Annotated in this window: 21 protein-coding genes; 8 read left to right on the top strand and 13 right to left on the bottom strand. The window is 69.9% G+C overall.

What is annotated here, in order from left to right:
- Nucleotides 1-2: 2 nt before the first annotated feature.
- From ACH4T9_RS24385 to ACH4T9_RS24340, 10 genes are all read right to left on the bottom strand, one after another.
- A complete protein-coding gene (locus ACH4T9_RS24385; RefSeq protein WP_396673658.1) occupies nucleotides 3-1,853 on the bottom strand; it encodes an ABC transporter permease in 1,851 nt (616 codons plus the stop codon).
- 73 nt (nucleotides 1,854-1,926) lie between these two features.
- Nucleotides 1,927-3,117 (bottom strand): ABC transporter substrate-binding protein, encoded by a 1,191-nt coding sequence (locus tag ACH4T9_RS24380; protein ID WP_396673657.1) that lies wholly within the window; start codon nucleotides 3,115-3,117, stop codon nucleotides 1,927-1,929.
- Between the two features lie 141 nt (nucleotides 3,118-3,258).
- Nucleotides 3,259-3,912 (bottom strand): DUF47 domain-containing protein, encoded by a 654-nt coding sequence (locus ACH4T9_RS24375; protein WP_396673656.1) that lies wholly within the window; start codon nucleotides 3,910-3,912, stop codon nucleotides 3,259-3,261.
- Nucleotides 3,909-4,868, bottom strand: coding sequence for an inorganic phosphate transporter (locus ACH4T9_RS24370; RefSeq protein WP_396673655.1), 960 nt, complete (start codon nucleotides 4,866-4,868; stop codon nucleotides 3,909-3,911). Before ACH4T9_RS24370 ends, ACH4T9_RS24375 begins: the two co-directional genes overlap by 4 nt.
- Nucleotides 4,865-6,742 carry a 3D-(3,5/4)-trihydroxycyclohexane-1,2-dione acylhydrolase (decyclizing) gene (gene iolD / locus ACH4T9_RS24365; protein ID WP_396673654.1) on the bottom strand — a complete coding sequence of 626 codons (1,878 nt, stop codon included), beginning with the start codon at nucleotides 6,740-6,742 and terminating at the stop codon, nucleotides 4,865-4,867. The genes ACH4T9_RS24370 and iolD overlap by 4 nt, the downstream gene beginning before the upstream one ends.
- Nucleotides 6,739-7,581 (bottom strand): 5-deoxy-glucuronate isomerase, encoded by an 843-nt coding sequence (gene iolB, locus ACH4T9_RS24360; protein WP_396673653.1) that lies wholly within the window; start codon nucleotides 7,579-7,581, stop codon nucleotides 6,739-6,741. Before iolB ends, iolD begins: the two co-directional genes overlap by 4 nt.
- A gap of 14 nt (nucleotides 7,582-7,595) precedes the next feature.
- Nucleotides 7,596-8,465: an aldolase gene (locus ACH4T9_RS24355; protein ID WP_396673652.1), complete on the bottom strand. Its 870-nt coding sequence runs from the start codon at nucleotides 8,463-8,465 to the stop codon at nucleotides 7,596-7,598.
- Nucleotides 8,458-9,411 carry a 5-dehydro-2-deoxygluconokinase gene (gene iolC, locus ACH4T9_RS24350; protein ID WP_396673651.1) on the bottom strand — a complete coding sequence of 318 codons (954 nt, stop codon included), beginning with the start codon at nucleotides 9,409-9,411 and terminating at the stop codon, nucleotides 8,458-8,460. The genes ACH4T9_RS24355 and iolC overlap by 8 nt, the downstream gene beginning before the upstream one ends.
- Nucleotides 9,408-10,277 carry a TIM barrel protein gene (locus ACH4T9_RS24345; RefSeq protein WP_396673650.1) on the bottom strand — a complete coding sequence of 290 codons (870 nt, stop codon included), beginning with the start codon at nucleotides 10,275-10,277 and terminating at the stop codon, nucleotides 9,408-9,410. The genes iolC and ACH4T9_RS24345 overlap by 4 nt, the downstream gene beginning before the upstream one ends.
- Nucleotides 10,274-11,317, bottom strand: coding sequence for a Gfo/Idh/MocA family oxidoreductase (locus ACH4T9_RS24340; RefSeq protein ID WP_396673649.1), 1,044 nt, complete (start codon nucleotides 11,315-11,317; stop codon nucleotides 10,274-10,276). Before ACH4T9_RS24340 ends, ACH4T9_RS24345 begins: the two co-directional genes overlap by 4 nt.
- A gap of 171 nt (nucleotides 11,318-11,488) precedes the next feature.
- On the opposite strand from ACH4T9_RS24340, the gene ACH4T9_RS24335 reads away from it, so the two are divergent.
- Nucleotides 11,489-12,229, top strand: coding sequence for a GntR family transcriptional regulator (locus ACH4T9_RS24335; RefSeq protein WP_396673648.1), 741 nt, complete (start codon nucleotides 11,489-11,491; stop codon nucleotides 12,227-12,229).
- A 56-nt stretch (nucleotides 12,230-12,285) separates the two neighbouring features.
- Here the strand turns inward: ACH4T9_RS24335 and ACH4T9_RS24330 are convergent, their stop codons facing one another.
- The 3 genes from ACH4T9_RS24330 to ACH4T9_RS24320 form a co-directional block, all read right to left on the bottom strand.
- Nucleotides 12,286-13,638, bottom strand: coding sequence for a phytase (locus ACH4T9_RS24330; protein WP_396673647.1), 1,353 nt, complete (start codon nucleotides 13,636-13,638; stop codon nucleotides 12,286-12,288).
- A gap of 477 nt (nucleotides 13,639-14,115) precedes the next feature.
- Nucleotides 14,116-15,102 carry a hypothetical protein gene (locus ACH4T9_RS24325; protein ID WP_396673646.1) on the bottom strand — a complete coding sequence of 329 codons (987 nt, stop codon included), beginning with the start codon at nucleotides 15,100-15,102 and terminating at the stop codon, nucleotides 14,116-14,118.
- Between the two features lie 181 nt (nucleotides 15,103-15,283).
- On the bottom strand, nucleotides 15,284-16,357 hold the full coding sequence (locus tag ACH4T9_RS24320) for an N-acetylmuramoyl-L-alanine amidase (RefSeq protein WP_396673645.1): 1,074 nt from the start codon (nucleotides 16,355-16,357) through the stop codon (nucleotides 15,284-15,286).
- Nucleotides 16,358-16,638: 281 nt separating this feature from the next.
- Between ACH4T9_RS24320 and ACH4T9_RS24315 the strand changes: the two genes are divergently transcribed.
- The 7 genes from ACH4T9_RS24315 (at nucleotide 16,639) to ACH4T9_RS24285 (ending at nucleotide 26,924) form a co-directional block, all read left to right on the top strand.
- Complete coding sequence (locus ACH4T9_RS24315) at nucleotides 16,639-17,304, top strand: hypothetical protein (protein ID WP_396673644.1); 666 nt, start codon at nucleotides 16,639-16,641, stop codon at nucleotides 17,302-17,304.
- Between the two features lie 56 nt (nucleotides 17,305-17,360).
- Nucleotides 17,361-18,362, top strand: coding sequence for a LacI family DNA-binding transcriptional regulator (locus tag ACH4T9_RS24310; RefSeq protein WP_396673643.1), 1,002 nt, complete (start codon nucleotides 17,361-17,363; stop codon nucleotides 18,360-18,362).
- A 490-nt stretch (nucleotides 18,363-18,852) separates the two neighbouring features.
- On the top strand, nucleotides 18,853-20,232 hold the full coding sequence (locus ACH4T9_RS24305; protein ID WP_396673642.1) for an ABC transporter substrate-binding protein: 1,380 nt from the start codon (nucleotides 18,853-18,855) through the stop codon (nucleotides 20,230-20,232).
- Nucleotides 20,233-20,314: 82 nt separating this feature from the next.
- Nucleotides 20,315-21,271 carry a carbohydrate ABC transporter permease gene (locus tag ACH4T9_RS24300; protein ID WP_396673641.1) on the top strand — a complete coding sequence of 319 codons (957 nt, stop codon included), beginning with the start codon at nucleotides 20,315-20,317 and terminating at the stop codon, nucleotides 21,269-21,271.
- Nucleotides 21,272-21,285: 14 nt separating this feature from the next.
- On the top strand, nucleotides 21,286-22,173 hold the full coding sequence (locus ACH4T9_RS24295) for a carbohydrate ABC transporter permease (RefSeq protein ID WP_396673640.1): 888 nt from the start codon (nucleotides 21,286-21,288) through the stop codon (nucleotides 22,171-22,173).
- 168 nt (nucleotides 22,174-22,341) lie between these two features.
- Nucleotides 22,342-24,030: a glycoside hydrolase family 13 protein gene (locus ACH4T9_RS24290; protein WP_396673639.1), complete on the top strand. Its 1,689-nt coding sequence runs from the start codon at nucleotides 22,342-22,344 to the stop codon at nucleotides 24,028-24,030.
- Between the two features lie 20 nt (nucleotides 24,031-24,050).
- On the top strand, nucleotides 24,051-26,924 hold the full coding sequence (locus tag ACH4T9_RS24285; RefSeq protein ID WP_396673638.1) for a discoidin domain-containing protein: 2,874 nt from the start codon (nucleotides 24,051-24,053) through the stop codon (nucleotides 26,922-26,924).
- The last annotated feature ends 3 nt before the right edge of the window (nucleotides 26,925-26,927 follow it).

The following is a 26,927-nucleotide window of genomic DNA, read 5'->3' as shown; positions in this document are numbered from 1 at the left end:
GTTCAGCCTCCCAGGCCCGTGGCGAGGTTGCTTCTGGTGGCCCGCTGGGCCAGGTAGGTGACGGTGAACGAGAGCGCGGCGATGATGAGTACCGCCGCGTTGGCCTGCTGCCGATATCCGAAGTCGACCAGGTTGATCGACAGGGTGGTCAACAGGGGCGTGCTCGCTGTCGTGAGCATGATGACGATCGACAGCTCTTTGAGCCCGGAGATGAACGGCAGCAACACGCCGGTGGTCAGCGCGCCCTTCTGGATGGGCAGCACGATCCGGCGCAGCCGGGTGAGCCAGCCGGCGCCGGCCACCTGGGCCGCCTCCTCCGGTTCGCGGCCCAGCTGCATCATGGCGGAGATGCCGGACCGCGACGAGTACGGCAGGTGGGTGATCGCCATCACCACGACCAGCAGGAGGGTGGTGCCGTAGAGCGCCGGGATCGGGCCGCGCGGGACGGCGAACAGCGTCAGGTAGGCGGCGGCGAAGGCGATGCCCGGCACCAGGTAGGGCAGGAACGAGACCTGCCGCAGAGTGCCCGACAGCCGGCGGCTGGGCGAGCGGGCCACCACGTACCCGACCATCAGCCCGACGAGGCCGCAGACCAGGGCCGCCATGCCGACGATGCGCAGGCTGTTCCACATCGCCTCGTAGAGGTCATCGCTGCGCAGCAGGCCGTGCGGGAAGCCGACCGCCTCCGGGATCGACTCGGCGGTCCAGAACTTCAGCGTGAAGTTGTCGGCACGGAACACGCCTGGCGCGTAGGTCACCGTGGACAACGCGAGGGTCGCGAGCGGCACGACGACGCTGGTGACGAACACGGCCATGGCGAGGCCGTAGGCGGGCCACCGCCAGCGGCGCAGGTCGGTGGCCCGGTCCATGCTGCCCTTGCCGCCGATGGTGACGAACCGGCGTTGTTCACGAACCAGGCGCATGTCGATGAGCACGACGAGCACCCCGAGCAGGACGATGACGGCGGCGATGACGGCGGCCACGCCGGGGGCCCGGGTGTGGATGCTGCGGTACAGGCTGGTCGACAACATCGCGTAGTCGGTGGGCAGGCCGAGGATGTACGGGGTGCCGAAGGTGCCCAGCACCCGGCCGAGGACGAGGAGCACGGCGGAGGAGAGCGAGGGCAGCAGCAGCGGCAGGACCACGTGACGCATCCCCTGGCTCCTGTTGGCGCCGAGCACCCGCGCGGACTCCTCCAACTGCGAGTCGATGCGCCGCAGCGCGTTGCCGAACAGCAGGAACACGAACGGGTAGTAGTGCAGGCCGAGGGTGACGATGATCGGCACGGCGCCGTACGCGAGCCAGTCGGGGGTCTGGACACCCCAGGTCTCCAGGAAGCCCGGGGTCCCGCCGGACCGGCCGTTCTTGAACAGGGTCAGCCAGGCCAGGGCGAACGTCCATGACGGCAGCATGTACGGCACGACGAGGGCGCCGGCGAGGAACTTGCGGCCGGGCACGTTGGTTCGGGTCACCAGCCACGCCATCGAACCGCCGAGCACCACGGCGAACACGACCACGCCGAGCCCGACGACCACGGTGTGTGACAGCGGCTCCCAGAACAGGCTTGCGCTGATCGGTGACCGGAACACCCGCCACAGGTAGTAGCCCGTGAGCGATCCGGCCGGTGCCCCGGCCCGGCTGTCGTCGCCGAACTGCACGCGTGCCGCATCCGACACGATTGCCACCAGAGGCGCGATGACCAGGTAACCGAAGATGAGCACGAGGGCAATGCCGATGAGGGTGGTCGGTTCGGCGAGCAGGACTCGTGCCCGGTACCGTATCCGGCCCCAACGGCTGGCCGGCGTCTGCGTGGGCGGCGGCGCTGGCGGTGCCGGGCGGTCGATGACTGCCATCTTGAGTGTCTTGTCCCTTCAAGCAGAGCCATGGTGCCCACCGATCGTGATGACTCGGTGGGCACCCGCCGGATCAGTTGTGCTGCACGCGCCAGAAGTCCTGGACGGGTTGGGTGTTCTGGTAGTCGTCGAGCAGGCCCTTGGGGTCCATGGCGAACAACTGCGTACCCCAGTCGGTGAGGCCCTTCGGGTTGCCGTCGCTGGGCGGCACGGCGGTGCTGCCCGAGACGCCGCCTTCCTCCATCTCGTGCTTGATGCCCTCCTGCGTCATGACGAAGTGGACGAACAGCTTGGCGGCGTTGGGGTGCTTCGTCCCGGTGGCGATCGCGACGTACTTGGAATAGGAGAACCCGACCCAGGGGCTCAAGCCCTCGCAGACGGCCATGTTGTAGCCCTTGCCCTCGACGTCGCGGAACTTCGCGATCGACACCAGGCCGATGCGACCCTCGGTCTGCTGCGGCGCGGCGACGGCGGCGGCGATGTTCTCGTCCTCGCTGTTGATGATCGGCTTGTTCTTCGCCAGCTTCTTGACCCACTCCCAGCCGGCGTTCTTCTCGGTCGTCTGCAGGGCCTTGCCGGTATGCCGCTGGTAGGCGTCGGCGAGCGGTGCGGCGCCGTGGCCGGCGCTCTGGCTGAGCCACTGCACGATGGTCGCCTTGCCCAGCGGATCCTGTAGCAGCACCTTGCCGCGCCAGCTGTCCTCGGTGAGTTCCCAGACGTTCTTCACCGGGCAGCCGTTCGGGTAGATCTTCGGGTTGTACACCCAGACGTTGGCCTTCGACAGCACCAACAGTGGGTTGCGGTTGGTCTCCGGGATGTCCTTGACCAGATCCGGCGGCAACCACGTGTAGACGACCTGGCGGGGCAGCAGCTCGCCGGCCAGCAACGGGCCGTCGGAGAAGAGGGTGAGGTCGACGGCGACGTTGCCGGCCTCCTTCTCCCGGACGAGCTTCTCGGCGGTCTTCTGGGTGTCGGACTTCACCCCCTCCGCCTTGATGCCGTACTTGGCGGTGAATGCCTCGGCGACCTTCTTGATGTCGCCGGTCGAGTCGTAGACGAGGACGCTGCCCTCCTTCTTCGCCGCCGCGACGAGGGCGTCGAGGTCGAAGGAGGCGTCGACGGAGGCGGACGGGAGCGCACCCTGCTGTTCGGTTCCGCTGGACGGGGCGCAGGCGGCGGCTGCGACGAGCGCGGCGATGCCGACTGCGGCAGCGGCAAGGCGACGGGTGGGACGGATCGGAGTCGTTATATGGCGGCTGTCCACGTGCGCGAACCTCCTCGGTGGCGGAGCATGCGGGTGAGAGCCTTCTCGTCCGTCGGATGTGGTGAAGACGCATCGCATCCGCGGAGTGTCCTGAGCGTAATACGGCGGCAATCTTTGTCAAGACATATGTACATCAGCCCTTCAGACGATTCGCTTCAGCATCGCGTCGGCCAGCGCGTCGCAGCACTCGGCCAGCCGAAGGCCGACGACGTCGATGCGACGCAGCAGCTCACGCTGCCGCAGCATCTCGGAGGTCACGTCCCCGGCCAGCAGCTGCCCGATCGCCTCCTGGTACACGCGACGCACGACACCGGCCCGCTTCCGTACGGCCAGGACGAGGTCGGCGACGTCGGTCGGATGGTCGACCAGCTGCTGAAGGGCGCGGCGCAGCAGCGCGAGCCCCTCCCGAACGGCGACGAGCGCCGGCACGGCGGCGTCCACGGTGGGCGCGCCGAAGAGGTCGTTCTCCCGTACGAAGTCCCGTAGGTTGTCCAGCACGTCGTCGATCGACCGGGAAAGCCGGAACAGGTCCTCGCGGTCGATCGGCGTGGTGAGCGAGGCGGCGAGCTCGATGACGAGTTGCCGCCGGTGGTCGTCGCCGGCGTGTTCGATGTCGCCCATCCGGGCCCGGCCCGTGGCCGACGGCACGGCCCTGGTGACCACGTCGACGGCCAGGTCCACCGCCTCCTGGTTCTGTTCGAGCTGGCGCAGCATGATGCCGACGACCCGATGGTGGGAGCGACCGGCGAGGTCGTCCACGATCCGCCAGAGCCGGCGCAGCCGACGGCCGGTCACCGGAGCCCTCGCACGGTCAGCCCGGCCACCGCCGCTATGCCGAAGCTGGCCGGCAGGGTCACCAGCCACGAGATCAGGATCGGCACGGCGTACTGCCAGCGGACCCGGCGTGCGCCCTGGCTGGCGCCGACGCCGACCAGGCCGGCCGCCACGGACTGGGTCATGCTGACCGGCACACCCAGCCCGGCGGTGCCGAACACCGCCGCGGACGAGGCGATCTCGGCCGAGACGATCTGCCACGGACGTGGCGGGGACAGGCTGAACGTGGCACCGCGCGACATCCGCCGCAGGCTCGTCAGCGCCCCCGCGGCGAACAGCACCGCCACGACGGACAACACCGGCAGCGACAGTTCGGGTGAGCCGTGGACGGCGGCGACGGCGACCGCGGCGACCGCGAACATCTTCTGCCCGTCGTTGGCCGCGTAGGCCAGACACTGGCAGCCGAACGCGCCGATGTGCGCCAGCCGGACCGTGGCCGATGCCCGCCCGGTGGTCGGGACCCGCTGGGCCAGCACGCCGAGCAGATAGCCCAGCAGCCCACCGACGAGGGGCGCTGCCGCGCCGATGCCGAGCATCGTCGCAAGAGTGCTCCACGACGGCATGAGCCCGAGCCCGAGTCCGGCGCCCGCCAACCCACCGATGATCGCCAGGGTCACGCTCGTCGGTACGCCCCGCCACGTCAGCACCAGGACCAGTGCGACCGCCGCCGCCACGCCGATCACGACGATCGGCTGCCCGCCGCGATCGCCGGAGGCGATCAGCCGGCCGGTGAACGCGTGCGCCACATCCAGTCCGAAGAGGCGGGGACCGGCGACGATGGCGGCGAGAAGAAGTCCGAGCATGGCGATGCCGGCGACCTCGCGGTGGCGTAGGGCGAGGGCGAGCAACGCTCCGCCGTCGTTGGCTCCGCAGACGAAGACGAACACGGCGGCGAGCACGGACAGCACGACGCTCACAGACCTGACCAGTGGCCGCGTTGCGTCGCCTTGCGCTCCACGTACCGCTGCCTGGCCGGCGGGCCGTCCGGCGTGGTCGACACCGCGGCCACCGGGACGTCCCACCACGTGTCGTTGGCCGGGCTCCCCGGCCCGCCGAGCTCGGTACGGACGTGCACGACGGTGGTGGCGGCGGCGGCGCGCGCCTTCACCAGCGCCGCGCGGACCTCGTCGAGGGTGTCCGCGGTCAGGACGTCGGCGCCCAGACTTGCCGCGTTCGCGGCCAGGTCGACCGGCAGCGGCTGTCCGTCGAAGCGGCCGGAGGCAGGGTCGCGGTATCGGTAGACGGTGCCGAACCGGGCACCACCCACCTGCTCGGACAGCGCCCCGATGGAGGCGTAACCGCCGTTGTCGACCAGGACCACCACCAGCTTGAGTCCCTCCGCCACGGCGGTGACCAACTCCTGCGCCATCATCAGGTAGGAGCCGTCCCCGACGAGAACGAAGACCTCGGCGTCCGGCTGGGCCAGCTTCACACCCAGGCCACCGGCGATCTCGTAGCCCATGCAGGAGTAACCGTACTCGACGTGATATTGCCGGGGACTCGCCGGCCGCCACAGCTTGTGCAGGTCGCCGGGCATGGAACCGGCCGCGCAGACGACCACGTCGGCCGGGTGGGCGGCGTCGTTCACCGCGCCGATGAGCTGGCTCTGGGTGAGGGGGCCGGGCCCGGGGCGGCGGGCCTCGTCGACGGCGTCGTCCCACCGGCGGGTCAGGGTCACGGCCAGCTTCCTGCGCTCCTCGCTCACCTGCCAGCGCGGCAGCGCCGCGTCGAGTGCCCGCAGCCCTTCCCGCGCGTCCGCGACCAGGCTGACCGCGCCGAGCTTCGCCGCGTCGAAGGCAGCCACGTTCAGGTTGACGAACCGCACCGACGGCTCGGCGAACAACGACCGCGAAGCGGTGGTGAAGTCCGCGTAGCGGGTGCCGATGCCCAGCACCACGTCGGCCTCGGCGGCGAGGGCGTTGGCGGCCGTGGATCCGGTCACGCCGATCGGGCCGACCGCGCACGGATGGTCGTGGGGGAGCGCGCCGCGGCCGGCCTGGGTCTCGGCCACGGGGATGCCGGTGCGTCGGGCGAAGGAGGCGAGCTCGTCGTTGGCGTCGCTGTAGGTCACGCCGCCGCCGGCGACGATGAGCGGGCGGCGTGCCCCGCGCAGGGCCTGCGCCGCTCGGGCCAGCGCGGCCGGCTCGGGTACCGGGCGCGGCACGTACCAGGTCCGCTCGGTGAACAGCTCGTCCGGCCAGTCGTACGCCTCGGCCTGCACGTCCTGCGGCATGGCCAGCGTGACCGCTCCGGTTTCGGCCGGGTCGGTGAGCACCCGCATCGCGGCGAGCAGCGCCGCCGGCAACTGTTCGGGGCGGTTGATGCGGTCCCAGAACCGCGACACCGGCCGCAGCGTGTCGTTGACCGACACGTCGTAGGAGCGGGAATCCTCCAACTCCTGAAGGACCGGATTCGCCACCCGGGTGGCGAAGATGTCCCCGGGCAGCAGCAGGACCGGCAACCGGTTGACGGTGGCCAGGGCGGCGCCCGTGACGAGGTTGGTGGCGCCCGGCCCGATCGAGGTGGTGCAGGCGAACGTCGACATCCGGGCGGTCATCCGTGCGTAGGCGACTGCGGTGTGGACCATCGCCTGCTCGTTGCGGCACTGGTAGTAGGTCATCCCCGGGTCGCCGTCCAGCTCGGCCTGCCGCAGCGCCTGGCCGAGCCCGGCGACGTTGCCGTGGCCGAAGATTCCGAAACAGCCGGCGATCAGCCTGTGCCGTCGCCCGTCACGCTCGCTGTACTGGTTGGCGAGGAAGCGGATGGTCGCCTGCGCCACGGTGAGTTTCATGCGCCGGTCCTCCCCAGATAGGTCGTCATCGGTACGCGTGGGTCGATCGGCTGGCCGGACCAGGAGCTACGGATCCACCCGTGGGCGGGGTCGTCGGCGCAGGCCATCGACCGCTCGGTGGCCGGGCCGGCCAGGACGTTCAGGTAGTAGAGGTCGTAACCGGGGGCGGCCATCGACGGCCCGTGGTAGCCGTTCGGCACCAGGACGACGTCGCCGGCACCGACCTCGGCCAGCACGTCGGTGGTGCCGTACACCCGCTGGTAGGCAAGGCCGCGCGTCTCGAAGTAGTAGATCTCTTCGAGAACCGCCTCGCCGGGAGTCTCGGTGTCGTGTTTGTGTGGCGGGTACGACGACCAGTTCCCGCCCGGGGTGAGCAGTTCGACGGCGACGAGCCTGTCGCAGTCGAAAGCGTCCGGGGCGCAGAAGTTGTTCACCTGGCGGCTCGCCGTCCCTGCCCCACGCACCTCCACCGGCACCTGCTCGGCCGGGCCGTAACGCGGGGGCAGCCGGCGCCCGGCCCGCGCCGACGGCAGCGCGAACCGCCCACCTGTCGTGCTGGACACCTCCACCCGTGCCCCGATCGGCAGGTAGCAGAAGTCGCTGACCCGGTCGAAGACGCTGGCTCGGCCGACGAGCTCGAACCGCGTCCCGTCGCAGTCGACCACTGCCGAACCGGTCAGCGGCAGCAGCAGCATCTCGTCGTCGCCAGTGGTGAAGACGCGCGTCTGACCGGGCTCCAGGTCCAACACCCGTAGCCCGCAGTAGGTCCAACCGGCCACTTCCGGTGTCACCTGGACGGTCCACCCAGATGTCGTCGTGGCGCCCCGAGGAATGTGCATCGCGGTCACCGCCTTCACAGCAGGGCGGTGGCCGCGTCGACGGCGGCCGCCACATCGTCGCCGGCCGGGTAGAGCAGCGCTCGTCCGGCGACCAGTCCCCGCACGCCGGGCAGTTCCAGCGCCTTCTGCCAACCGGCGTAGGCCTGTTCCGGCGGCGCCTCACCACCGAGCAGCAGCACGGGCAGCGTGGTGGCATCGAGGACCCGGTCCATCTCCTCGACGACCGGGATCTTCAACCAGGTGTACGCCGAGGTCGCGCCGAGCGCCTGACCGATGCTGATCGCCCGGATGAGCGCCTCGGGGCGCTGGTCGAGCTGCGTCCGGCCGTCGACCCGGCTCACCGGCAACGGCTCGACCATCGCCATCAGGCCGCGCCCGGCCAGCGCCGTAACCGCCCGGCCGCACGCCTCCAGGGTGTTGACCGTGCCGCGGTCATCGAAGTCGATGCGGCACAGCATCTTGCCTCCGTCGAAGTTCATCGCGGCGATCGTCTCGGCGTCGTAGCCGGTGAACCGGTCGTCCAGCTCGAACGCCGAGCCGGTGATGCCGCCACGGTTCATCGATCCGATGACGAGCTTGTCGTGCAGGACGCCGAGGAGCATGAGGTCCTCGACGATGTCGGCGGTGGCGAGCACACCGTGCACGCCGGGGCGGGTAAGCGCTACGCAGAGCCGGTCGAGCAGGTCGGCCCGGCTGGCCATCGCGTTGGCCCGGTCCCGGACCCCGATCGTGCCGCGGGCCGGGTGGTCGGCGGCGATGATCATGAGCCGCTGGTCGCCCCAGTCGGACAGCCGTCGCCGGCCCTGTGCGGACTCCGCGACCACCGCGGGCCGGCTGGCGCGGCGCCGGACCAGGTCACCGATCTGGGCACTGGCATCAGACATCCGGATTCTCCCCGAGCAGGGCCGACACCTCGTCGGCATTGGGCATGGCAGCGGAGCAGGCCAGCCGGGAGGCGACGATGGCGCCCGCCGTGCTGGCGTACCGCAGGGTGTGACGCAGCGGCCAGCCGGCGAGCATGCCGTGGCAGAGCGCGCCGCCGAACGCGTCGCCGGCGCCCAGGCCGTTGACCACCTCGACCGGAGTGGGTGGCACCCGTACCCGCTGGCCGTCGGCCGTGCAGCCGAGCACTCCCTCCGGTCCGAGCTTCACCACGGCCAGGGCGACACCGAAGTCGAGCAGCGCCTGCGCGGCCCGCTCCGGATCATCTTCACCGGTGGCCACGGCGCACTCCTCACGGTTGCCGACAGCTACGCTCACCGCCCCACTGGCGAGCGCGGCCCGGTAGTGCCCGGTGGCCTCCGCGGCCGAGGACCAGAACATCGGCCGATAGTCCAGGTCCAGCACGGTCGGTCCGCGGCGATGGGCGAGCACCGCGTGCAGCGCGGCGCGGCTGGGCTCGGCACACAGGCCGGTGCCGGTGAGCCAGACGATCCGCGCCGCGCCGAGCGCGTCCAGGTCCAACTCCTGCGCGGCGATCTCCAGATCAGGAGCCTTGGGTTCGCGGTAGAAGTACAGCGGGAAGTTGTCCGGCGGGAAGATCTCACAGAAGGTGATCGGCGTTTTGAGGAGCGGCACCGACCGGACGAACCGGTCGTCGACCCCGTATTCCTTGAGCGCGGCCCGCACGAAATCGCCGAACGGGTCGTCTCCGGTGCGCGTCACCACCGCGGCGTGCCGTCCCAGTCGGGCGGCGGCGACCGCGACGTTGGTCGGCGACCCGCCGAGGAACCGACCGAAGGTGTCCACCTCGGACAGCGGGACACCGGAACGCAGCGGGTAGAGGTCGACGCCGCACCTACCGACGCTGATGAGGTCGAAGTCGGTCACGACGGCAGCCCCCGCAGATAGTCCAGGCAGGCGGCGACCTCGGTGACCGGTCCGGCCCCGGCCGGCGGTTCCCGGTCCAGGACGAGGTCCTGCTCCAGTACGTACCAGCCGGCGTAACCGGCCTCCTCCAGTGAGGCGACGATGGCGGCGATGTCCACGTCACCCTGGCCGAGCGGACGGTAGAGGCCCTGCGCGACCGCGTCGCGGTAGCTCACCGCACCGGCGCGGACCTTTTGGGCCTGCCCGGCGTCGACGTCCTTGAGGTGCACGTGTTTCACCCGCGCCGCGGCCTGGCCGGTCAGCCGCACCGGATCCCCGCCGCCGGCCAGCACATGGCCGGTGTCCAGGCAGAGCCCGATGTCGGACCCTTCGAGCAGCCGCTCGATCTCCTCCGGTTTCTCGATCATGGTGCCGACGTGCGGGTGCAGCGTGGCGGTCACGCCGGCGTCGGCGGCCACCCGATCCAGCAGGTCAAGGTTCGACAGCAGGGTCCGCCAGCCGTCGGCGTCGAGCTCCGGGCGGGAGTCGTATCCGTCGAGACCGGTCGCCGCGGCGAGGACGAGGACATCGGCGTCCGCCGCCCGGAACTGCCGCAGGGCGGCGGCGACCTCTGACACCAGATCCTGGGTCGCCTCGTGCAGCACCACCGGCAGGAATCCACCGACGGCCCGCAGTCCGTGCCGTCGCAGTGTCTCCTGGCGGGCCGCGCCGTCTGCGGGCAGGAACCCGTCCGGGCCGAACTCGCTGGCCGTCAACCCGAGGGCCGCCATCTCCGCCAACACCCGGTCCACGTCCAGCTGGTGGCCCCAGCCGGGCACCTCACACACGCCCCAGGAGATGGGCGCGCCCGCCAGCCGCCGCGTCATGCCAGCACCACCGAGCGCTCGAGTCCGTTCGTGGAGCCGCTGGCGCGGATCTCCTCGACCCGCACGGGCCGGCGCTCACGCCGCGAGCGGTCGGCGGCCTCGGCGATGTAGAGCGCCTCGAGCGCCTCGGCAACCGTGCACGCGCTGCTACGCCGCCCGGCCGCGTAGTCGAGGAACGCGTTCATCTCCGCGGTGTAGGACGCGCCGAAGCGCTGCCAGAAGTCCGGCCACGGCTCACCGCTGGGATAGCTGACGCCCGGTTCGGCCGAGCGCAGCGGCGCCCGGTCGTCAAGACCGACAACGAAGGTTGACTCGGTGCCGGCGAGTTCGGCGCGTACGTCGTAACCCCCGCCGTTGTACCGCGAGCCCTGCAGGGTCGCCAGGGTGCCGTCGGCGAACGTCAGAATGGCTGCGGAGGTGTCGATGTCGTTCGCCTCGGCGAAGAAACTGGCACCCCGGTTCGCGCCGGTGGCGTAGACCTCGACGACCTCCTGGCCGGTCAGCCAGCGGGCGATGTCGAAGTCGTGGATGTGGCAGTCGCGGAAGATCCCGCCGGACAGGGGGACGTACTCGGCCGGCGGAGGCGTCGGATCGGCGGTGAGCAGGTGCAGACGGTGCAGGGTGCCGATCGCGCCGCTGCGCAGCGCCTCCCTGGCCGCGCGGTAACCCGCGTCGAAGCGGCGCTGGAACCCCACCTGCACCCGGCCGTCGGCCGCCGCCACCCGCTGGGCGATCTCGACCGTGCGGGCCAGATCGGCCGCGACCGGCTTCTCGCAGAACACGGTCAGCCCGGCGTTGACCCCGCGTTCGATCAGGTCGGCGTGCGTGGCCGTGGGCGTGGCGATGACGATGCCGTCGAGGGGCGTGGCGAACACCTCGTCGATCGGACCGGCAGCGCGCACGCCAAGGCGCTCGGCCACGTCCCGAGCGCGCTCGGGCATGACATCGCCGAGCACGAGCTCGGTCACCTCGGGGTGACTCGCGAGCAGCTGGGCGTGTGTCGCACCGATGCGTCCGACGCCGAGCAGTCCAATGCGCATGAACCAATACCTCCCACGTGTTGAACACCGGTGGCGGCAGGCGCCAGCACGATGCATGCCATGATTCGTAGTCCCCGTCACACACCGAAGTCAAGACTTTGTCAGGACATTCTGATGTCTGCTAACTTGTTGGTGCCAGCATCAGGATCTGCGACGAAGCGTGAGGAACCATTGACCAATTCCCTGTCGATCACGCTCGACCGGACGAGTCCGGTCCCGTTGTACTTCCAGGTCGCCCAGCAGATAGAGGCGATGATCGACGCCGGCACCCTGCCCGCCGGCCACCGGCTGGACAACGAGATCCAGCTCGCCGATCAGATGGGTCTGTCCCGGCCGACAATGCGGCAGGCCATCCAGCACCTCGTCGACAAGGGGCTGCTGGTGCGCAAGCGTGGGGTCGGCACGCAGGTCGTGCACAGCATGGTGAAACGGTCGGTGGAGTTGTCGAGTCTCTACGACGACCTGGCGATGGCCAGCAAGCGACCCACCACCACCGTGCTCAAGATGGGTCGTGTTCCGGCCGAGGACGACGTTGCCTTCGCCCTGCGGGTCCCACCGGGCACCGAGGTGGTGCACCTGCAGCGGCTGCGGTGCGCGCAGGGCGAGCCCCTGGCGATCATGCACAACTGGCTGCCGGACGGGCTGACCGACCTCACCGTCGAACGGCTGGAGCAGCGTGGCCTCTACGAGATGCTGCGCGCCGCCGCCATCCACATGCGGGTCGCCAACCAGCGCATCGGCGCGCGCGCCGCGACCCTCGCGGAGGCGAAGCTGCTGCACGAACGGCGTGGCGCACCACTGCTGACGATGACCCGCACGACGTACGACGACAACGGCCGTGCCGTCGAATACGGCTCGCACGTCTATCGGGCGACGCTCTACACCTTCGAGATCGCACTCGTCGAGCGCTGATCGTGACGCACGCGCCGTCGCCCGGCCCCGCGACGCGGGACCGGGCGACGGTTTGTTCAGCTTCGGGGAGTCCAGCCGGTCGGGTCGACAGCCAGATCGAGATCCTCGGCGATGTCGTCCCACTCGACGAACTTGAAGTTCGTCGTGGTGCGCGGCTCGCCATTGCCGTCGAGCACCTCAGGGCCGTCGAAGCCGTCCTGGACGACGAACAGACCCTCGTCGAACCTGTCACCGAGCGGCACGTTCATCACCATCGCACCGTCGCACTCTTCCGAGCCGTCCGGGTGGGTGGGGTCGGAGTGCGGCCCGACCCGGAACGAGCCGAGGAAGGTGTTGGCGCCGGAGCGCTGGTACACCACGAAGCTGTTGTCGCCCTGACTCGACGCCAACAGGTAGCCCTTGCCGTTGGCCCGGTAGTAGATGGTCAGGCCCTCGACGTCGGCCGTGATGTGCGTGCCACCGTAGCCGGGATCGGGGCCGGACTGGTAGCACTCCTCGGTCACCGGGTCGTAGGCGAGCGGGAGGCCGAACTCCTTCACCTTGTCCATCAGGACCGGAGTCCCGGTCAGGGTTGCCGACACCTTCCAGATGCCGACGTCCTCCTGGCCGGCGTAGAGCACACCGCTGGTGGCGTCGACCACCATGCCCTCGACCTGCGGCAGGTCGCCAGGGTCATCGCACGGCGTCCAGGTGCTGCCGTTGGGCAGCGCGAAGCTCTGCGGCAGGGTGAGGCTGCGAACCTTGTGGTAGGTGACGGTCCCGGCCGGGGTGACGGTGAGCTCCAGAAGCGCCACGCTGGTCTCGTGCCGTTGGCTCACCAGCGCGTAGTTGCGCCCGGTCGCGCGGTCCTTCCACGTCGCCAGCCCGTAGGCCGTGCGCCCGTCGTTGACCTCTCCCGCGTTCGCGGAGAACACCAGCGGAGCCGCCGCGCTCGTCACATCGGTGAGCGCCGTGCTGCCACCGGCCGGGTTGATCCGGTAGACCCGCAGCGTGTCACGGCCACGGTCGGTCGTCACGGCGAGGTCGACAGTGGCGCCACCGACCCGGACCCCGTACAGCAGGTCCACGTTGTTGAATCGGCCGGGCTCGTCGTCCGGCCCCGGAGCTGCCGGCGCCGCGATGCTCTGCACCAGCCCACCGGACAGGTTGTAGACCCGCAGGCCACCTTCCTTGGCGGTCCCCACCACCAGGCTCTTGGCCGAGTTGGTCGGATGCACCCAGATCGCAGGATCGTCGGCGTTGGCGTTGCCGCCTGCGGCGTCGTCGAACAGTGTGGGCGTCTCGAGTTCCGCCTTGATGGTCGGAACGGCCATGGCGGCGGCCGGCGTCGAGGTCGACGCCACGACAACTACCGCTGTCAGGCAGAACGAGGCCGCCGTCAGCAGACGGCGGTCGGGTTTGAAGCGCATTGTGCCTCCCGGATTTGGGACGGGGATGGGGGAGAACCTTGCGATCACGGACGTTACAACAGTATGTCCTTACAAACAATAGTCACGACATATTGTCGTGCATGATGCCGGCGGGAGCTTGCCCATCCGCCCCGCACGCTGCTGAAACGTCGATGGATCGACCGCTCCGTCGGCGTGGGTTCCCGGCCCGGGGGCTCCCGCGAGGTGGCCACCTGCGTAACTGCCTGCTCGTCGCCGGGTGAGGATCGGCGGGCTGGGCCAGGGCGGGGGCCGGGCCAGGGCGGGCCCGGGGCGGAGTCGGAGCGTGACCGGGTCAGGAAAGAAGGGCGGTTGGCGTAGCGGGGCGGGCTGGCCTCCGCGCAGGGCGACGATGGTCAGCCGTCGTGCCTCGTCGGCCTGCGCACGCTCGGGTGGCTGGTCCAGCGCCGGCGACGGGTACCGGTGGCACGTGCCCGCTGGGAGGAAGGGCGTGGTTGGTCAGGCCCAGTCAGCGGATTCGCCCGCATCCTCGATGACGGGCAACTCCTGGCGCAGCAGGCCCGGTATGAAGTCGCCCTTCCAGTCGGTCGTACCCCACAGGCGTTCCGCCACTCCTTTGAGCTCGTGGAACTCGTCCTTGGTGATCTGCACCCGCTGGCCCGCGAGTGGCCCAGTCTGGTAGTTCTTCCAGTACCAGTTCGGGCGAAAGACGCCCCGGTCGGTCTCCTGCAGGGTGAAGACGCCGGTCTCGTCCGCGAGCAGGTAAGGCGCCATCGCGTACTGGGACAGCTTCGTGTCGCGGTACATCAGGAAGAAGTCCACCAACTGGAAGAAGGCAACCGCACCGATCTTGACGCCGGCACGGAAGGTCGTTCTGGGGCCGAGCCTGACCTGGTGGCGCTCCGCCCACACTTCGACGTTCTCCTCGGTGGCGGCGTTGCGGGCGTTCTTTTCGACGGCTCCGCCCACGTCGGTCCGCCGGCGCTTGATGACCACCTGCTCTGCGGCCCGCGTCGCCTCGTTCTCAGCCGATCGCAGGCTCTGTCCGTTGGATTCCTTGACGTTCAGGACCGCCTTGATCTCGTGCACCTCGATGGTCGTCGACTTGTTCTTGATCAGCTCCGACCAGGTGTGCCTGTCCTTGTAGAGCCGCTGGGCGAGCTCTCGCTTTGTCGACCCGGTATAGACGACAGCTGCCCCGGCAATCTCACCCCTCACGGTGTAGACATGCCCGATGACCACCGGTTCTGTGGCTGCGGAGGCGGAGGCTGCGGCGGGTAACGGGACCGGCGGATCCGTTCGCTGGACGGCGCTGGCTGCCAGTAGCGAGTTGACTGCGCTGTTCCCGTACGACCGTTGCAGGGCCTGCAATCGCGACATCGTCAGAGGCGCGCGAAGGGTGGCGCTGGTGTCGGTCGAATTCGGAGACGAGCGGTCCGCCCGGATCCTGGGGCTGGTCTCTCGACGGTCCTTGTGCCCATGCACGAGCAGATTCTAGGTTTCCGGCTGCTGGGGTGGTCGCCTTCGCGGCTAGATTATCGGGCAGGACCTGGCGTTCTTGCGGGCATCGGACCGGTGGCGCGCCAGCTCCGGCAGCGAAACCCGAACGGCCGGACCGGCGGGTTCGTGCCCGCCGGTCCGGCCGTCAGAAAGGCCGACCAACTGCTCAGACCCGGGTGACCCGCACCGCGTCGGCGATCACGTATCCGGTGGCGTTGGTCCAGCGGCTCACGCCGACCAGATTGCGGTCGCCGGCGGCAAGGTTGAAGGTGCCGATCGAACGCCACGCCCCGCCGCCGGTGCGCTGGTCCACGTTCACCGTCTGGTTGCCCGCGGCGGTGACCACGACGTGCGGCGCCGAGCTGTTGTAGCCGGCGTCGGCCGGGTACCACACATCGATCCGGTGGTTGCCGGCCGCCGGGATGTTCACCTTGAACCAGGCCGCGTCACTCTCGAGCACCGGGTTCGCGAAGCGGTACTCGGTGCCGTAGCGCTGCGCCGAGTAGGCCGAGGAGGACCAGTTGGTGCTCGCGGTGAAGCGGCCCGCGGTGGCGTTGTCCACGATGGTGCTGAACGACGTCGGCGGCGGCGTGGTGGCCAGGCCCAGGTGGGCGGCGATGCCCTGGGCGTGCGCGCGCGCGACGGCGGTGATGAAGTCGGCGCGCTTGAGCAGGTTCGTGTCGGCGACCGAGTCGATGAACAGGTTCTCGGTCAGGACCGCCGGCATGGCGCTCTCGCGAAGAACGTGGAAGTTGGCGGTCTTCTGCCCCCGGTCGGTCACCGATCCGATCGACCGCATGCCGGAGATGATCCGCGGGTGGAGGGCGTTGTGCAGGCTGAGGTCCCCCGACCCCCCGCTGGGATAGCGGTAGCTCTCGAAGCCGGTGCCGCCGCCGGAATTGATGTGGATGCTCACGAAGATGTTCGCGCCCCAGGCGTTGGCGTCGTCCGTGCGGTAGGCGAGGCTGCGGGTGAGGTCGGTCGTGCGGGACATCCGCACGTCGACGCTGTAGTTGGCCAGCAGGATGTCGCGCACCTGGAGCGAGATGGCGAGGGTGAGGTTCTTCTCCTGCAGGCCGTTGCCGACCGCGCCGGAGTCGGTTCCGCCGTGGCCCGGGTCGATGTAGACGCGGGGAAGGGCGGCCTGCGCGCGGCCGGCGAGCAGGGGTGCGGCCAGTACGCCCGCCGCGGTGGCGAGGAGGGTGCGGCGTCGCACGGCGGAGTTACCAAAACTGGACATTGACGCCTCTCGACTACGGAGTGGGATGGGGTGGCGGGCTGGGCCTCGCGTCACGGCCGACGATGTGCTCGGCCCCGACCGGCGTCCCGACCACCCGTCGCCGTCGTCTCCGACCGCCCGGGTGTGCGTCCGCCTGGCGTGATCCAGAAGACGTTCCCGGCGAGATCGTAACGAGCATCGATGCCTTCGTGAAGAATGTTTACGTGAAATTATCCTGATCTTGGAAGATTCCTACATGCGGGAGGGCCTGTGGCGCCCCCATCGTCTGCCATCATGTCTCCGTGTTCGAGCCCGGTTCGCGTTCCAGGCAGACCTTGACCTTCATGCTGCCTGAGGACGTCTCCGCGTTCAGCGATGCGGTGGCGCCGTCGATCGGAGGGCTCGCGCGGTGGGCGACGCACGACCGGGAATCGGGCGTCGTCCTTCACGAGTCGCTGTCGTCGGCGATGCGGCACGGCTGCATCCAGGCGTTTCTGCATCTAATCGGCCCGGACGGCGGCGCGGTGGGGCCCGCCATCCAGTACCTGCACACGCGCGTGTGGACGACGGACGCCGACGTCCTCGAAGCGACGGGCGGCCGATATCGGCCGGTCAGGACCCAGCCCGAGGAGATGCAGCCCGGCCGACTGGCTTTCAAGTGGTTCCCGGAGGCCGAGGCGGACTGCGTGCAGAGGGACTTCGTCGAGTTGGTCGGCCTTGCGTGGAAGGCGCTCAACGGGGTGACCTCCCCGCACCTGATGACGGCCGCCGGCAAGCCGGTCCGCAACTGGCGTATCGGGCCGGCGGCAAAGGCGTGGGTGCGGCGGGACCAGGGCCGCGTCCTGCACGACGGCGCCCTGCACCTGCGACTCAAGGAAACCGGGCAGGTGGGGGCCGGCGGGACGACCCCCGGGCGTTCAACCTCACCGGCGGCGGATGTATCCAGTCGATTCACGTCAGGCGGATGACTTTCGGCGTCACTGCGCTGCTTAGTTTTTGCAGAGCCGTGACGTAGCATTGCGGGGTGACGAAGCGACTGACCGAGGTGGCCCGGAAGGCGGGCGTCAGCGAGGCGACGGTCAGCCGGGTGCTCAACGGTCGCGGTGGCGTCTCCGAGTCCACCCGCACCGCCGTGCTCACCGCGCTGGACGTGCTCGGCTACGAACGGCCCACCAAGCTGCGGGGGGAGCGGGCCCGACTGGTCGGGCTGGTGCTGCCCGAGTTGCAGAACCCGATCTTCCCGGCGCTCGCTGAGGTGGTCACCGGGACGCTGGCCCAGCGCGGCTACACCCCGGCGCTGTGCGCCCGGACCATCGGCGGCGTGCCCGAGTCGGACTACGTCGAGATGCTGCTCGACCACCAGGTTTCCGGCATCATCTTCGCCGGCGGGTCGTACGCGCTCGCCGGCGCCTCGCACGACCACTACCGCCGGCTGACCGACCGGGGGCTGCCGGTCGTGCTGGTGAACGCGGGCGTCGACGCGCTGGACTTCCCCCGTGTCTCCACGGACGACGCGGTCGCGGTGGAGCAGGCGTACGGGCACCTGCGGTCGCTCGGCCACGAACGGATCGGCATCGTGCTGGGCCCGGAGGACCACGTTCCGTCGCGGCGCAAGCTGGCCGCGTTGGCGCGGATCGCCGGCTGGCGGGAGCCGGGCGAGCTCGTGGAGCGGTCCAGCTTCTCGATGGAGGGGGCCCGGGTCGCCGCCGCCAAGCTGGTGGACCGGGGCGTCACCGGCGTCATCTGCGCCAGCGACGTCCTGGCGCTGGGCACGATCCGCGCGGTGCGCCGGCTCGGGTTGTCGGTGCCCGGCGACGTGTCGGTGGTCGGCTTCGACGACTCGGCGTTCATGACCTGCACCGACCCGCCGCTGACCACCGTGCGGCAGCCGATCGAGACGATGGGCCAGGCAGCCGTGAACCTGCTGGTCACCCAGATCGACGGCGCCGGCGTCCTGCGCGACGAGCTGCTGTTCGAGCCCGAACTGGTGGTGCGCGGTTCCACCGCGCCCGCCCCCCGCCGCTGACCGGGTCAGCCCCCGTCACGGGCCCGCCCGCCGGCCACCGTTCCCGCCGCTGACCTGTCGCGCCGGGCGCTGATCGGCCCCGGCCACCGGCCGCCTCCCTCGCCGCTGAGCGACGCTCCGGCCGTCGACCGCTTTTCGCGGTCGACGGCCGGTTCGTCGTTGCCGGCCCCGAGTGGCGCCGGCCCGATCCACCGTCCAGCGTGGCCTCACCCAGCCGCGAGCAACAAAAGGGGCAAAACTCCGCCACTCGGGGTAACTCCCAGGGCTTGTTCATATCTGCCGTCGGGCAGTCGCTAATTTTCAGAATGCGATCGATACCTTGCTGAAATGAGTTCGTCTCGCTACAGTGACTCCACTCACAGCCTGGCCCCGACCGGCACGGCCACAGGGGCAGGTCGCATGGCCGATACAGATCAGTAGCAGGGCCGCGGTGCCGGTCACCGCAGCTCGGCGAGCTCATGGAGACACCCGTTCCCGAAGGGATGGACAGATGTCCGTACCGCAGTACCGGAAGGCTGCGGCGTTGGCGCTCGTGGCCGGCCTGGGGCTCAGCCTCGCGGCCTGCTCCACGAAGAGCGACGACGCAGCGAGCGATGCGAGCGGCAAGGTGACCATCACCGTCGACTGCCAGCCGGTCGGCTCCCAGAAAGAGTTGTTGAAGAACTGGAACGACGACGTCGCCGAGTTCCAGCGGCAGAACCCCGACATCGTCGTCAAGAGCGTCAGCGTCGGCGAGCAGTGCAACAACCCGCCGGACTTCACCGCCCGCCTCGCCGGCGGCACCGTGACCGACGTGTTCTACGGGTACATGACCGATCTCCAGCAGGTGCTCGACTCCGGTCAGGCGATGGACATCACCGAGTTCGCCAACAAGGACACGGTCCCGACCTGGGACAGCGTCGACCCGGCACTCAAGGAGGTCTTCAGTGACGGCGGCAAGCTCTACGCCGTCCCGGTGAAGAACTACTCGATGGGCCTGGTCTACAACAAGGCCCTGTTCCAGCAGGCGGGGCTCGACGTGAACAACCCGCCCAAGACGTGGGGCGAGGTCCGGGCCGCCGCCAAGAAGATCTCCGCGCTGGGCAACGGCATCGCCGGCTACGCGGAGTACAGCGCCGGCAACACCGGAGGCTGGCACTTCACCTCCCTGCTCTACTCCCAGGGCGGGCAGGTGCTGACCCCGGACGGCAAGAAGGCAGACTTCAACAACGCCACGGGCAAGCAGGTCCTGCAGAATCTCAAGGACATGCGGTACGGCGACAACAGCATGGGCGCCCGCCAACTGTTGCAGTGGGGCGACCTGCTGACCAACGCCGGCGCCGGCAAGGTCGGCATGTTCATCGGCGCGCCGGACGCCACCCAGGCGATCGTCAGCCAGTTCCAGGGCAAGTTCCAGGACTGGGCGATGGCCCCGCTGCCCGGCCAGGACGGTGCGGCAAAGGGGACGCTCGGTGGTGGCGAGGGTTACTTCTTCAAGAAGGGCCAATCCCCCGAGCAGGTCAAGGCCGGTCTGAAGTGGATCGCGTACCAGAAGCTGACGCCGGGCAAGGGCCAGTTCGACTACGTCCGGGCCAAGCCGCAGAACTACCCGGTGGGCCTGCCCCAGCCGCTGCTCTTCGCGGGCGGCAGCGACGCGCAGAAGCAGGAGCTTGAGCTGCGCAAGGCGAACGCGAACCTCGACACCGCGAACTTCGCGATCTTCGAGGCGAACCCGGTGCCGATCAAGGGCGAGCCACGCAACGCGCAGGCGATCTACGCGGTGCTCGACGCCGCGATGTCCGGTGTGCTGACGAACCCGAACGCGAACATCGACGCGCTTCTCGCAACGGCCGAGGACAAGGTCAACAAGCTCCTCGCCGCCGAGGGCTGATCCGATGCGGTGGGGGCCGGCCCGCCGGCCCCCACACCCTCCGCGCCGCACCGTCCGGTCACTGAATCACGCAGGAGTTGCCTTGGCGATCACCACCGCCCCGGGGACCAGGAGAGAACCGGGACGCCCCGCCTCGTCGTACCCGGCAGGGCCGCGGCGTGCGAGCCTCCGCCGCAAGGTACGAGACAGCCTCACCGGGCACGCGTTCCTGCTCGGCGCCGTGGTCTGCTTCGCGTTCTTCTCCTGGTATCCGATGATCCGTGGCGTCGTCATGAGCTTCCAGCGCACCCGGCGCGGCGTCACGACCTGGGTCGGCTGGGACAACTACGACCGCATCATCGCCGACCCCAGCTTCTGGACGGCCTGGAAGAACACGTTCTTCTTCACGGTTCTCGCGCTCGTGCTCGGGTACGCCGTGCCGTTCTTCGTGGCGATCCTGCTCAACGAGTTCCGCCACGCCAGGGGATACCTGCGGATCCTGGTCTACCTGCCGGTGATGCTGCCGCCGGCCTCGGCGCTCTTCCTCTTCAAGTTCTACGCGTACGACCCCAGCGACGCGGGACTGTTCAACTCGATTCTCAAGGCGCTGCACCTGCCCACCTCGCAGTGGATGCAGTCCTCCGGGATGACGATGCCGGCGATGGTGCTCGCGTCGACCTGGATGAACATGGGCGGCGCGGTACTGATCTACCTGGCGGCACTGCAGAACATCCCCGGCGAACTCTACGAAGCGGCCGAGCTCGACGGCGCCGGGGTCTGGCGGCGGATCCGCAACGTCACGATCCCGCAGACCCGGCTGATCCTCGGGCTCCTGGCGATGCTGCAGATCGTCGCCACGATGCAGTTCTTCATCGAGCCGCTGATCCTCGCGAACGGTACGGGCGCGGAGGACTCCGCCACCTCGGTGGCGTACCTCATCTATCAGCACGGGTTCTTCCAGAACGACCTCAACGGCGCCGCGGCGCTCGGCGTGATCATGCTCGTGGTGCTGGCCGGCTTCTCCGCCGTGTACGTGCGGCTGAGCACGAAACAGGATTAGGACGGGGCGAGGAAATGGCACAGGACTCAGGGACCCGGACCCTCGTCTCCCATGCCCAGCTCAGGCGGGGACGCGGCAGGATCATCTACTGGACGCTGCTCACCGTCGTCGTCGTGGGCTTCACGCTCGTCTTCCTCGGGCCGCTCTACTGGATGGTCACCGGCGCGCTCAAGTCCGGCCAGGAGATCGCGCAGACCCCGCCGTCGCTGTTCCCGAAGGATCCACAACTGCGGAACTACGCCGACGCGTGGAACAACCTCGATCTCGCCAAGCTGCTGTTCAACACGTTCTACTACGCGGCCGGCGCGCTGCTGTTCCAACTCGTCCTCGACACCGCCGCGGCGTACGCCCTGTCGAAGCTTCGACCGGCGTTCGGCAACGTGATCCTCGGCCTGATGCTGGCGACGCTGATGATTCCCGCGATGGTCCTCATCGTTCCGCAGTACGTGACCGTGATCGATCTGCCGATCCTGCACGTCAACCTGCTCGACTCGCCGTTCGCGATCTGGCTGCCCGCCGTCGCGAACGCGTTCAACATCTTCCTGCTGAAACGGTTCTTCGACTCGATCCCGGAGGAGCTGATGGCGGCGGCCCTCGTGGACGGGGCGACGCCGCTGCGCACGCTGTGGTCGATCATCCTGCCGATGTCACGTCCCATCCTCGGCGTAGTTTCGATCTTCGCCGTGACGGCGGTCTGGAAGGACTTCCTCTGGCCGAAGCTGGTCATGCCGTCGCCCGAGACCCGGACGGTCAGCGTCGGCATCTACGCCTTCTCGGGCGGCACACCCATGAACGTCGTGATCGCCGCGTCGGTCATCGCCGCGATCCCGACCGTAGTCGTCTTTCTGATCTTCCAGCGGAACATCATGTCCGGTCTGACCACAGGCAGCCTCAAGGGATAGCCCGAAGGCGCGGACGCTGGGCATCGCAGCCTTCAGCCGGGCTCGATGAAGGGCCGACGCGCCGCCCCACCACCAGCGCGACCTCCCGCGGCGAACAACGACCGTTCGCCCGACACACATCCAGGTCCGGCGAATCCGCCGACGTACCGACGCAGAAAGCAGGTGCCCGTGCCCACAGCAGACAACTGTCCGTGGTGGCGTGGAGCGGTGATCTACCAGGTGTATCCGCGTAGCTTCGCCGACGGCAACGGCGACGGCATCGGCGACATCGCCGGCATCCGGTCCCGGCTGAGTCACCTGTCCGCGCTCGGCATCGATGCCATCTGGTTCAGCCCCTGGTATCCCTCACCGATGGCCGACGCCGGCTACGACGTCGCCGACTACCGGGACATCGATCCGACGTTCGGCAGCCTCGCCGAGGCCGAGGCGCTGATCGCCGAGGCGCACGAGCGGGGCATCCGGATCATCGTCGACGTGGTGCCCAACCACTGCTCCGACGTGCACCCCTGGTTCCAGGCGGCGCTGGCCGGCGGCCCGGACGCCCCCGAGCGGGAGCTGTTCTGGTTCCGTCCCGGCCGGGGCCCCGGCAGCGACCAGCGGCCCACCGACTGGGTGTCCCAGTTCGGTGGGGACTGCTGGACCCGCACCACCAACCCGGACGGCACCCCCGGCGACTGGTACCTGCACCTGTTCGCCCCCGAGCAGCCCGACCTCAACTGGGACCACCCGCGCGTGCGTGCCGAGTTCGAGGACATCCTGCGGTTCTGGTTCGACCGGGGGGTGGACGGCATCCGGATCGACTCGGCCGCCCTGCTGGTGAAGGACCCGGCGCTGCCCGAGGTGACCGACGGCGCCCCGAGCCCCTTCGTCGACCTCGACGCGGTGCACGACATCTACCGCGGCTGGCGGCGGATCGCCGACGGGTACCCGGGCGACCGGGCGCTGATCGGCGAGGTGTGGCTGCCGGACCGGGAGCGGTTCGCCAACTACCTGCGACCCGACGAGCTGCACTCGGCGTTCAACTTCGACTTCCTCGGCTGCGCCTGGGACGCGGCGGCGCTGCGCCGGTGCGTCGATGACACGCTCGCCGCGCACGCTCCGGTCGGCGCCCCCGCCACCTGGGTGCTCTCCAACCACGACGTGACCCGGCACGTCACCCGGTACGGCCGCGACGACACCACGTTCAGCTTCGCCACCAAGCGCGAGGGCGTCCCCACCGACCTGGAACTGGGCACCGTCCGCGCCCGCGCGGCGGCGCTGCTCAGCCTGGCCCTGCCCGGCGCGGTCTACGTCTACCAGGGCGAGGAACTGGGCCTGTGGGAGGTCGAGGACATCCCGGTCGAGCTGCGCCAGGATCCGATGTGGAACCGCTCGGGGCACGGCCGGGACGGCTGCCGGGTGCCGCTGCCCTGGGCCGGCGACGCGCCGCCGTTCGGGTTCAACCCCGACGGCGCGGCGGGGGCGCCGTGGCTGCCCCAGCCCGCCGAGTGGAAGGACCGCACGGTCCGGGCGCAGACCGGCGACCCGCACTCGATGCTGGAGCTGTACCGGACGGCGATCGGCGTCCGGCGTGCCGAACCGGGCCTCGGTGACGGGGAGATGCGCTGGCTCGGCTCGCCCGACGGGGTGCTCGCCTTCGCCCGGGGGGCCGCCTTCGTCTGCCTGGTGAACCTGGGCGCGACCCCGGTTCCGCTGCCCGCGCACGAGACGCGGCTGCTGGCCAGCGGGCCGTTGGAGGGAGACCTCCTCCCGCCCGACACCGCCGTCTGGCTGCGCACCGCCGACACACCGCCCGCCCGATCGGAAGGAGGACCAGCCGCAGCGAAAGACCCTTCCACGGGGGACCTGGCCTGCTGACGAAACGGAGAGCCACTCGCATGGCCCACCACACCACCGGCACCACCGTTGCACCCACCGGAAGACCCGCCCGCGCCGTGCTGGCCGCGTTCGCCGGCGCCGCGCTCGTGGCGACCGCCGTCTCGGTCGTCTCGTTCTCCACCGCGACCCCGGCCCGCGCCGCCGGGCTGTCCCCGTTCGACATCGTCGGGCGCGGCGCCACCGTCCCGTTCATCGAGCACGAGGCGGAGAAGGCGGCGCACACCGGCACGAAAATCGGCCCGACCCGCTACTACGGCCAGCTGCCATCCGAGGCGTCCGGCCGGGAGGCGGTCACCCTCGACGCGGTCGGCGAGTACGTCGAGTTCACCCTCACCGCCCCGGCCAACGCGGTGACCTTCCGCTACAGCCTGCCCGACAACGCCGCCGGCACCGGCCGGGACGCCAGCATCGACCTGCGGGCCAACGGCTCCCTGGTCAAGGCCGTCCCGGTGACCTCCCGGTACGGCTGGTACTACGGCGGATACCCGTTCAACAACAACCCGGGCGACACCAACCCACACCACTTCTACGACGAGTCCCGGACGATGTTCGGGACCACGTACCCCGCGGGCACGAAGATCCGGTTGCAGGTCTCCTCGACCGCCCAGTCGCCGACCTTCACCATCGACCTGGCCGACTTCGAGCTGGTCACGGCGATCGCCAAGCCGGCCGGCGTCCTCGACGTGGTCACCGACTTCGGCGCGGACTCGAGCGGGGCCACCGACTCGACGGCGAAATTCCAGGCGGCGGTCGACGCCGGCAGGGCCCAGGGCAGGGCGGTCTGGATTCCCGCCGGCACCTTCACCCTCTGGGACCACGTCGTCGTCGACGGGGTGACCCTGCGCGGCGCGGGCCCGTGGTACTCGGTGCTCGGCGGCCGGCACCCCACCGACCGCAAGCGCGCGGCCGGCATCTACGGCAAGTACGTCCCCGGCGGCGGGTACACGGGGGAGATCCGGCCGCACGAGGCCGGCGGCCCCAGCCGCAACGTCACCCTGCGCGACTTCGCGATCATCGGGGACATCCGGGAGCGGGTCGACGACGACCAGGTCAACGCCATGGGCGGCGCGATGACCGACTCGGTGGTCGACAACGTCTGGATGCAGCACACCAAGGTCGGGGCCTGGATGGACGGCCCGATGGACAACCTCACCATCCGCAACAGCCGGATCCTCGACCAGACCGCGGACGGGGTGAACTTCCACTGGGGGGTCACCAACTCGACGGTGACCAACACGTTCGTCCGCAACACCGGCGACGACGCCCTCGCGATGTGGGCGCAGAGCGTGCCGAACGTGAACAACTCCTTCACCCGCAACACCATCGGCGTCACCATCCTGGCGAACCACCTGGTCAGCTACGGCGGCCGGGACATCAGGATCACCGACAACGTGACGGCCGACTCGGTGACCAACGGCGGCGGCATCCACGTCGCGAACCGCTACCCCGGGGTGCAGGGCGCGACGGCGGTCAAGGGCACCTGGACGATCGCCCGCAACACCCTGATCCGCAACGGCAACTCCGACTACAACTGGAACTTCGGCGTCGGCGCGATCTGGTTCTCCGCGCTCAACGAGGCGATCCAGGGCGCGACGGTCAACGTCACCGACACCGACATCCTGGACAGCTCCTACGCGGCGCTGCACTGGATCGAGGGGCAGAGCAGCGGGATCAACCTCAACAACGTCCGGATCGACGGCGCCGGGACGTACGCGCTCCAGGTGCAGGCGCCCAGCCAGGTGTCGTTCACCGGCGTGCGGGCCACCGGGATCGCACAGAGCAACCCGATGCACAACTGCGTGGGCGGCGGCTTCCAGATCAGCCAGGGCGCCGGCAACTCCGGCTGGTACACCGCCACCCCGTACTGCGGGCCGTGGCCCACGCCGCAGTGGGGCAACGGCCCGACCGCCCCGCCCACCGGCACCCCGACGCCCACCACCGCCCCGCCCACCACGCCACCGCCGACCACGCCGCCCCCCACCACGCCGCCGCCCACCGGCGGGAACCTGGCCCAGGGCCGGCCGGTGGCCGCGTCGAGCGCGTCGCAGAACTACGTGGCCGGCAACGCGGTCGACGGCAACCCGGCCAGCTACTGGGAGAGCGCCAACGGCGCGTTCCCGCAGACGCTCACGGTCGACCTCGGCGCGGCGGTGAACACCGACCGGGTCGTGCTGAAGCTGCCGGCCGGCTGGGAGACCCGGGCCCAGACCCTCGCGGTCGCCGGCTCGACGGACGGCTCGGCGTACTCGACCCTCGTCTCCCCGGCCGGGTACACGTTCAACCCGGCGGCCGGCAACGCCGTGTCGATCGGCCTGCCGGCGGGCAGCCGGCGGTTCCTGCGGCTGACCTTCACCGGCAACACCGGGTGGCCGGCGGGCCAGCTCGCCGAGTTCGAGGTGTACGGCGGCACGCCCCCGCCCACCACCCCGCCACCGACCACCACCCCGCCGCCCGCCGGGAACCTGGCGCTGGGACGTCCGGTCAGCGAGACCAGCCACGCCGACGTGTACGGCGGCGGCAACGCCGTCGACGGCAACGCCAACACGTACTGGGAGAGCGCCAACAACGCCTTCCCGCAGTCGCTGACCGTCGACCTGGGCGCCGCCCGGTCGGTGTCCCGGGTGGTGCTGAAGCTGCCCCCGGCGACCGCGTGGCAGACCCGCACCCAGACGGTAGCGGTGCTCGGCTCGACCGACGGCTCGTCGTACACCACGCTCAAGCCCTCCGCCGGCTACGCGTTCAACCCGGCGAGCGGCAACACCGTGACCGTCACCTTCCCCGCCGCCTCCCAGCGGTACGTGCGGGTGACCGTCACCGGCAACACCGCCTGGCCGGCCGGGCAGCTCTCCGAGTTCGAGGTCCACTCCGCCTGACGG

It is taken from the genome of Micromonospora sp. NPDC020750, assembly GCF_044334565.1.
Lineage (GTDB): Bacteria > Actinomycetota > Actinomycetes > Mycobacteriales > Micromonosporaceae > Micromonospora.
Note: the sequence above shows the minus strand (reverse complement) of the source record. Positions and strands in the feature narration are given on the sequence as shown.

Coding starts and splice junctions, on each gene's coding strand:
- iolB (WP_396673653.1), bottom strand. CDS start 7,581: ATGCACATTCCTCGGGGCGCCACGACGACATCTGGGTGGACCGTCCAG.
- ACH4T9_RS24305 (WP_396673642.1), top strand. CDS start 18,853: ATGTCCGTACCGCAGTACCGGAAGGCTGCGGCGTTGGCGCTCGTGGCC.
- ACH4T9_RS24340 (WP_396673649.1), bottom strand. CDS start 11,317: ATGCGCATTGGACTGCTCGGCGTCGGACGCATCGGTGCGACACACGCC.
- ACH4T9_RS24320 (WP_396673645.1), bottom strand. CDS start 16,357: ATGTCCAGTTTTGGTAACTCCGCCGTGCGACGCCGCACCCTCCTCGCC.
- ACH4T9_RS24285 (WP_396673638.1), top strand. CDS start 24,051: ATGGCCCACCACACCACCGGCACCACCGTTGCACCCACCGGAAGACCC.
- ACH4T9_RS24355 (WP_396673652.1), bottom strand. CDS start 8,465: ATGTCTGATGCCAGTGCCCAGATCGGTGACCTGGTCCGGCGCCGCGCC.
- iolD (WP_396673654.1), bottom strand. CDS start 6,742: ATGAAACTCACCGTGGCGCAGGCGACCATCCGCTTCCTCGCCAACCAG.
- ACH4T9_RS24330 (WP_396673647.1), bottom strand. CDS start 13,638: ATGCGCTTCAAACCCGACCGCCGTCTGCTGACGGCGGCCTCGTTCTGC.
- ACH4T9_RS24295 (WP_396673640.1), top strand. CDS start 21,286: ATGGCACAGGACTCAGGGACCCGGACCCTCGTCTCCCATGCCCAGCTC.
- ACH4T9_RS24385 (WP_396673658.1), bottom strand. CDS start 1,853: ATGGCAGTCATCGACCGCCCGGCACCGCCAGCGCCGCCGCCCACGCAG.
- ACH4T9_RS24345 (WP_396673650.1), bottom strand. CDS start 10,277: ATGACGCGGCGGCTGGCGGGCGCGCCCATCTCCTGGGGCGTGTGTGAG.